The organism is Streptomyces litchfieldiae (assembly GCF_031845365.1).
Lineage (GTDB): Bacteria > Actinomycetota > Actinomycetes > Streptomycetales > Streptomycetaceae > Streptomyces > Streptomyces litchfieldiae.
In genome coordinates, this window is the sequence record NZ_JAVREL010000046.1 from 1 (window position 1) to 6,429 (window position 6,429).

Annotated in this window: 2 protein-coding genes; both read left to right on the forward strand. The window is 75.6% G+C overall.

The window, feature by feature from the left end; translation table 11 throughout:
* Positions 1 to 76 precede the first annotated feature (76 nt).
* Positions 77 to 856, forward strand: coding sequence for an acyl carrier protein (locus RM590_RS35220; RefSeq protein ID WP_311708895.1), 780 nt, complete (start codon positions 77 to 79; stop codon positions 854 to 856).
* A 46-nt stretch (positions 857 to 902) separates the two neighbouring features.
* Positions 903 to 6,429 (forward strand): polyketide synthase (locus RM590_RS35225; protein ID WP_311708896.1); only part of this gene is annotated, 5,527 nt, incomplete at its 3' end.

A 6,429-nucleotide genomic window follows, 5' to 3' on the forward strand; every position in this document is an offset into this window, starting at 1 on the left:
GTTGGCGGCGTATCGGCGGTCGTTGGGGTTGCCGGGTGTGTCGTTGGCGTGGGGGATGTGGGAGCAGGAAGGCGGTATGGCCGGTGCTCTGGATGACGCCGACCGCGCCCGCATGGCCCGCGGCGGCCTGCTGCCCATGCCCGCCCCCCGCGCGCTCGCCCTCCTCGGCGCGGCCGAGAACGCCGGCGAGCCGCTGCTCGTGCCCGCCGCCCTCGACCTCGCTCGCCTGCGCGCCCAGGGCGGCTCGGCCGAACCGCCCGAGCTGCTGCGGGACTTGATCCGCCCGGCCCCCGGCCGGCGCGCCGCCGCGGCCGGTATCGAGCCGGACGGCGCCCAGGCCCTGGCCGCGCGGCTGGCCCGGCTGTCCGCGCCCGCCCGGCGCGACCTCCTGCTCGACCTGGTGCGCGGCCATGCCTCGGCGGTCCTCGGCCACACAGGCGCCGACACGGTCGAACCCGAACGGCCGTTCCGCGAGATCGGATTCGACTCGCTCACCGCGGTCGAGCTCCGCAACCGCCTGACCGCCGAGACCGGGCTGGCCCTGCCCGCCACCCTGATCTTCGACCACCCGACCCCCGAGGTGCTGGCCGACCGGCTCCACGACGACCTGACGCCCGAGGGGGGCGCGCCGGCTCTCCCCGCGCTCGCCGAGATCGAGAGCCTGGACGCCGCCCTGTCGGCCGTCGACCCAGACGACCGGGCGGCCCGTCAGGAGATCACCCATCGCCTCCGCGCGCTGATGTCCAAGTGGCAGGACCTGGGCGGCGGCCGGGGCGACCCGGACGACGAGCACTTGGAGTCGGCCTCGGACAGCGAGCTGTTCGACCTGCTCGACGACGAACTCGAAACCCCCTGACAACCCGCACGCCCACCACAGGTGACCGGAACAGGTGAACGGTGACATGAACGAAGAGGAGAAGCTGCGCGACTACCTCAGGCGGGCCACGGCCGACCTGCGGAAGGCGCGAAGGCGCGTGCGGGAGCTGGAGGAGGAGGAGCCGATCGCGATCGTCGGGATGGGCTGCCGCTACCCCGGCGGCGTGTCCTCGCCGGACGAACTGTGGCAGCTCGTCGCCGAAGGCCGCGACGCCGTCAGCGAGTTCCCCGTCAACCGCGGCTGGGACGTGGAGAGCATCTACGACCCCGAGCCCGGCGCGGTCGGCAAGACCTACTCCCGCGAGGGCGGATTCCTGCACGACGCCGGCGAGTTCGACGCCGACTTCTTCGGGATATCGCCGCGCGAGGCACTGGCCATGGACCCCCAGCAGCGGCTGCTGCTCGAAGTGTCCTGGGAGACCCTGGAACGCGCCCGCGTCGTGCCCGCCGCCCTGCGCGGCAGCCGGACCGGCGTGTTCCTCGGCGGGCACTACCTCGGCTACGGCGAGGGCCACCAGCGGCAGTCGGTCGCCGGCGGCGACCAGGGCGACGAGGGCCACCTGATGACCGGCGGCGCCGGCTCGGTGATGAGCGGCCGCATCGCCTACACCCTCGGGCTGGAGGGCCCGGCCGTCTCCGTGGACACCGCCTGCTCCTCCTCCCTGGTCGCCCTCCACCTCGCCTGCCAGGCCCTGCGCGAGGACGAGTGCGACCTGGCCCTGGCCGGCGGCGTCATGGTGCTCGACAACCCCGGCGTCTTCATCTCCTTCAGCCAGCAGCGCGGGCTCGCCCGGGACGGCCGCTGCAAGGCGTTCGCCGCCGCGGCCGACGGCACCGGCTGGGGCGAGGGCGTCGGCCTCCTGCTGGTGGAACGCCTCTCCGACGCCCGGCGCAACGGCCACCAGGTGCTCGCCGTCGTCCGGGGCTCCGCGCTCAACCAGGACGGCGCCTCCAACGGCCTGTCCGCCCCCAACGGCCCGGCCCAGCAGCGCGTCATCCGCCAGGCCCTGGCCAAGGCCCGGCTGTCCCCGGCGGACATCGACGCCGTCGAGGCGCACGGCACCGGCACCTCCCTCGGCGACCCCATCGAGGCCCAGGCGCTGCTGGCCACCTACGGCAGGGAACGCGCCCACGGCCGCCCGCTGTGGCTAGGGTCCATCAAGTCCAACATCGGACACGCCCAGGCCGCCGCCGGGGTGGCCGGCGTCATCAAGACCGTCATGGCGCTGCGGCACGGCGTGCTGCCCAAGACCCTGCACGCCGAGGAGCGTTCCCCGCACATCGACTGGTCCTCCGGCACCGTCGAGCTGCTCACCGAGTCCATCGCCTGGCCCGACACCGGCCGCCCGCGCCGCGCCGCCGTCTCCTCCTTCGGCGTCAGCGGCACCAACGCCCACCTCATCCTCGAACAGGCCCCGCCCGCCCCCGAGCCGACCGCCGCCGAGGAGACCGCCCCCGCCGAACTGCCCGTGCTGCCCTGGTCGTTGTCTGCCCGGAGCGAGCCCGCGCTGCGCGCCCAGGCCCGGCGCCTCCACGCGTTCCTCACCGATGCAACGGCCGACGGCGACGCCGCGACGACGGCCGACATCGGCGTGTCCCTGGCCGCCACCCGCGCCACGCTGGAGCACCGCGCCGTACTCCTCGGCCGCGACCGCGACGACCTGCTCGCCGGGCTGGAACGGCTCGCGGAGGGCGGCGAGTCCGGCACGCTGACCCGCGGCACGGCCCGCGGCCCCGTCAAGACCGCGCTGATGTTCACCGGCCAGGGCGCGCAGCGGCCCGGCATGGGCCACGAGCTGTACCGCACGTTCCCCGTCTTCGCGGCCGCCTTCGACGCCGTGTGCGAACGGCTCGACCCGCGGCTCGAACGCCCGCTGCGCGACGTGGTGTTCGACGCCACAGCCACCCCGGGACAGGGCCCGCTGGATGAGACCGCCTGGACCCAGGCCGCGCTGTTCGCCATCGAGGTGGCGCTGTTCCGGCTCGTCGAATCGTTCGGCGTCCGGCCCGACGCGCTCATCGGCCACTCCGTGGGCGAGGTGGCCGCCGCGCACGCCGCCGGGCTGCTCTCCCTCGACGACGCCTGCTCCCTGGTCGCGGCCCGCGGCCGGCTGATGCAGGCCCTGCCGCGCGGCGGCGCGATGCTCTCCGTCCGGGCCGCCGAGGAGCGGGTCGCGCGGGACATCGAGGGCATGGCCGACCGGGTCTCGCTGGCCGCGGTCAACGGCCCCGAGTCCGTCGTCGTCTCCGGCGACGCCGAGACCGTGGCGGGCCTGCGCGAACGCTGGACGGCCGAGGGCCTCAAGACCCGCCCGCTGCGGGTCTCCCACGCCTTCCACTCGCCGCTCATGGAGCCGATGCTCGCCGACTTTGCCGAGGTCGTGGCCGGCCTGACCTTCACCGAGCCGGCCGTCGCGCTCGTGTCCAACCTCACCGGCCGCCCCGCCGGAATCGAGGAGATCGGCACCGCCGACTACTGGGTGCGGCACGTGCGCGAGCCGGTCCGGTTCGCCGACGGCGTCGCCGCGCTGGCCGGCCAGGGCATCCGCGTCTTCCTCGAACTCGGCCCGGAGGGCGTGCTGTCCGCCATGGCCGAGGAGTGCCTGCCCCCTGAGCGCGGCCGGACCCCGGTGGCCGTGCCCGTGCTGCGCAAGAACCGCGACGAGACCGAGACGCTGCTCGCCGCCCTGGGCCGCGCGCACTGCGCGGGCACCGCCGTGGACTGGACGGCCGTCCTCGCCGGCACCGGCGCGCGGATCGTGGACCTGCCCACCTACGCGTTCCAGCGCGAGCACCGCTGGCTGGTCTCCGGGCCGGCCACCGGCGACCCGGCCGACTTCGGCCTGACCGCCGCCGGCCACCCTTTGCTGGGCGCGGCCGTGCGGCCCGCCGACTCCGACGGCCTGCTGCTCACCGGCCGGATCTCCGCCGCCACCCAGCCCTGGCTCAACGACCACCAGGTCCTGGGCGCCGTGCTCGTGCCCGGAACCGCGTTCCTTGAGTGGGCCGTTCGGGCCGGCGACGAGGCCGGCTGCGGCCACGTCGAGGAACTGGCCCTGGAGGTCCCGCTCGTGCTGCCCGAACGCGGCGCCGTCCAGGTCCAGGTGTCCGTCGGCGCCCCCGACGACACCGGCCGCCGGCCCGTCGGCGTGCACGCCCGCCCCGAGGACGCCGGGGACGGCGCCCCCTGGATCCGGCACGCCACCGGCACGCTCGCCGCCGCGCTGCCCGCCGCCCCACCCGCCGACGATGGGCTCACCGGGCAGTGGCCCCCGGCCGGGGCCGAACCCGTGGACCTCACCGGCTTCTACGCCGACACCGCCGAGACCGGCTACGGCTACGGCCCGGCCTTCCAGGGCCTGCGCGCCGCCTGGCGGCTCGGGCCCGACGTCTACGCCGAGGTCGCCCTCCCCGACGAACTCAAGGACCGGGCAAGCCGGTTCGGCCTCCACCCGGCCCTGCTGGACGCCTGCCTGCACGCCCTGCGCGCGGGCGACTTCCTCGCCGACACCGGCGAGACCCGGCTGCCCTTCCTGTGGAGCGGCGTGACCCTGCACGCCTCCGGCGCCCACGCGCTGCGCATGCGCCTGGCCGCGGCCGGCACCGACACGGTCACGATGTCGCTCGCCGACCCCGCGGGCGGCCCCGTCGCCACCGTCGACGCCGTCGTGCTGCGCCCGGTCGCCGCCGAACAGCTCAGCCGGCCCGGGCCCGGCGCCCTGGACGCGCTGTTCCGCGTCGAATGGGTGCCGCTGGCGGTACCCGAGCAGCCGGTGCCGTCCGCCGACACCCGCTGGGCCGTGGCCGGACCCGACCCCCTGGGCCTGGCCGCCGCGCTGTCCGGCGCCCCCGGCGCGGTGACCGCGCACGCCGGTCTCGCCGACCTGTGCCGCGCCGTCGAGGCCGGCGAGACCTCGGCCCCCGACCGCATCCTGCTGCCCTGCGCGCCGCCACCCGGCGACGACCTGGCCGCCGCCGCCCACGCCGTCACCGCCGAGGTGCTGGGCGCGTTGCAGACCTGGCTCGCCGACGAACGGCTCGCCGACTCCCGCCTCGTCGTGGTGACCCGGGGCGCCGTCCCCGCCGGGGACGGCCCCGAGCCGGCCTCCCCGGCGCTGTCCGCCGTCTGGGGCCTGGTGCGCTCCGCCCAGGCCGAGCACACCGGCCGGATCACCCTCCTCGACCTGCCCGGTGAGCACGGCGGCACGGTCGCGCTGCCGCGCGCCATCGCCGGCGCCGAGGCCCTGGGTGAACCCCAACTCGCCCTGCGCGCGGGCGACATCCTCGTTCCCCGGCTGACCAGGGTGGCAACCGACGACACCCTGGCGCCGCCGCCCGGCGCCGACACCTGGCGGCTGGACAGCGTGACCGCCGGAACGCTCGACGGCCTCGCGCTCGTGCCCGCCCCGGAGGCGGCCGAACAGCCCCTCGGCGAGGGCGAGGTGCGCGTCGCCGTCCGGGCCGCCGGCCTCAACTTCCGCGATGTCCTCATCGCGCTCGGCATGTACCCCGGGCCGGCCGTGATGGGCAGCGAGGGCGCCGGCGTCATCACCGAGGTCGGCCCCGGCGTCATGGGACTGGCCGTCGGCGACCGCGTGCTGGGCCTGATGACCAAGGCGTTCGGCCCCGTCACGGTGACCGACCAGCGACTGATCACCCGCATGCCCGACGACTGGACGTTTGAGCGGGCCGCCTCCGTGCCGCTGGTCTTCCTCACCGCCTACTACGCGCTGCGCGACCTGGCCGGGCTGAAGCCGGGGGAGTCCGTGCTCGTCCACGCCGCCGCGGGCGGCGTCGGCATGGCTGCCGCCCAGCTCGCCCGGCACTGGGGCGCCGAGGTCTACGGCACCGCCAGCGAGGGCAAGTGGGACACGCTGCGCGGCCTCGGCATCGACGAGCGGCGCATCGCGTCCTCCCGCACCACCGGCTTCCGGACGGCCTTCGCCGCCGAGGCGGGCGAACGGGGCATCGACGTCGTTCTCAACGCGCTGGCCGGGGAGTTCGTTGACGCCTCCCTCGAACTCCTCGCCGACGGCGGCCGGTTCCTCGAAATGGGCAAGACCGACATCCGCGACGCCGCCTCGGTCGCCGCCGCCCACCCGGGGGTGCGCTACCAGGCGTTCGACCTCATGGAGGCCGGCCGCGACCGGATCGGCGAGATGCTGCGCGACCTGGTCGACCTGCTGGCGCGCGGCGTCATCACCCCGCTCCCCGTCGCCGCCCACCCCATCGGCCGCGCCCCGGCCGTCTTCCGCGCGATGAGCCAGGCCAAGCACATCGGCAAGCTCGTTCTCACCCTGCCCCGTCCAGAGGTTGATGTGTCGTCGGGGTGGGTGTTGGTGTCGGGTGGGTTGGGTTCGTTGGGTGGGGTGGTTGCTCGGTGGTTGGTGGGGGTGCGTGGGGTGCGTCGTTTGGTGTTGGTGGGGCGTCGTGGGTTGGGGAGTGTGGGTGCTGGTGGGTTGGTTGAGGAGTTGGTGGGGTTGGGTGCGGTGGATGTTCGGGTGGTGGGGTGTGATGTGGGTGATCGGGGGGCGTTGGCTGGGGTGTTGGAGG

Excerpts from the sequence above, each read along its gene's own strand:
- RM590_RS35220 (WP_311708895.1), top strand. The coding sequence starts at position 77 with ATGGCCGGTGCTCTGGATGACGCCGACCGCGCCCGCATGGCCCGCGGC.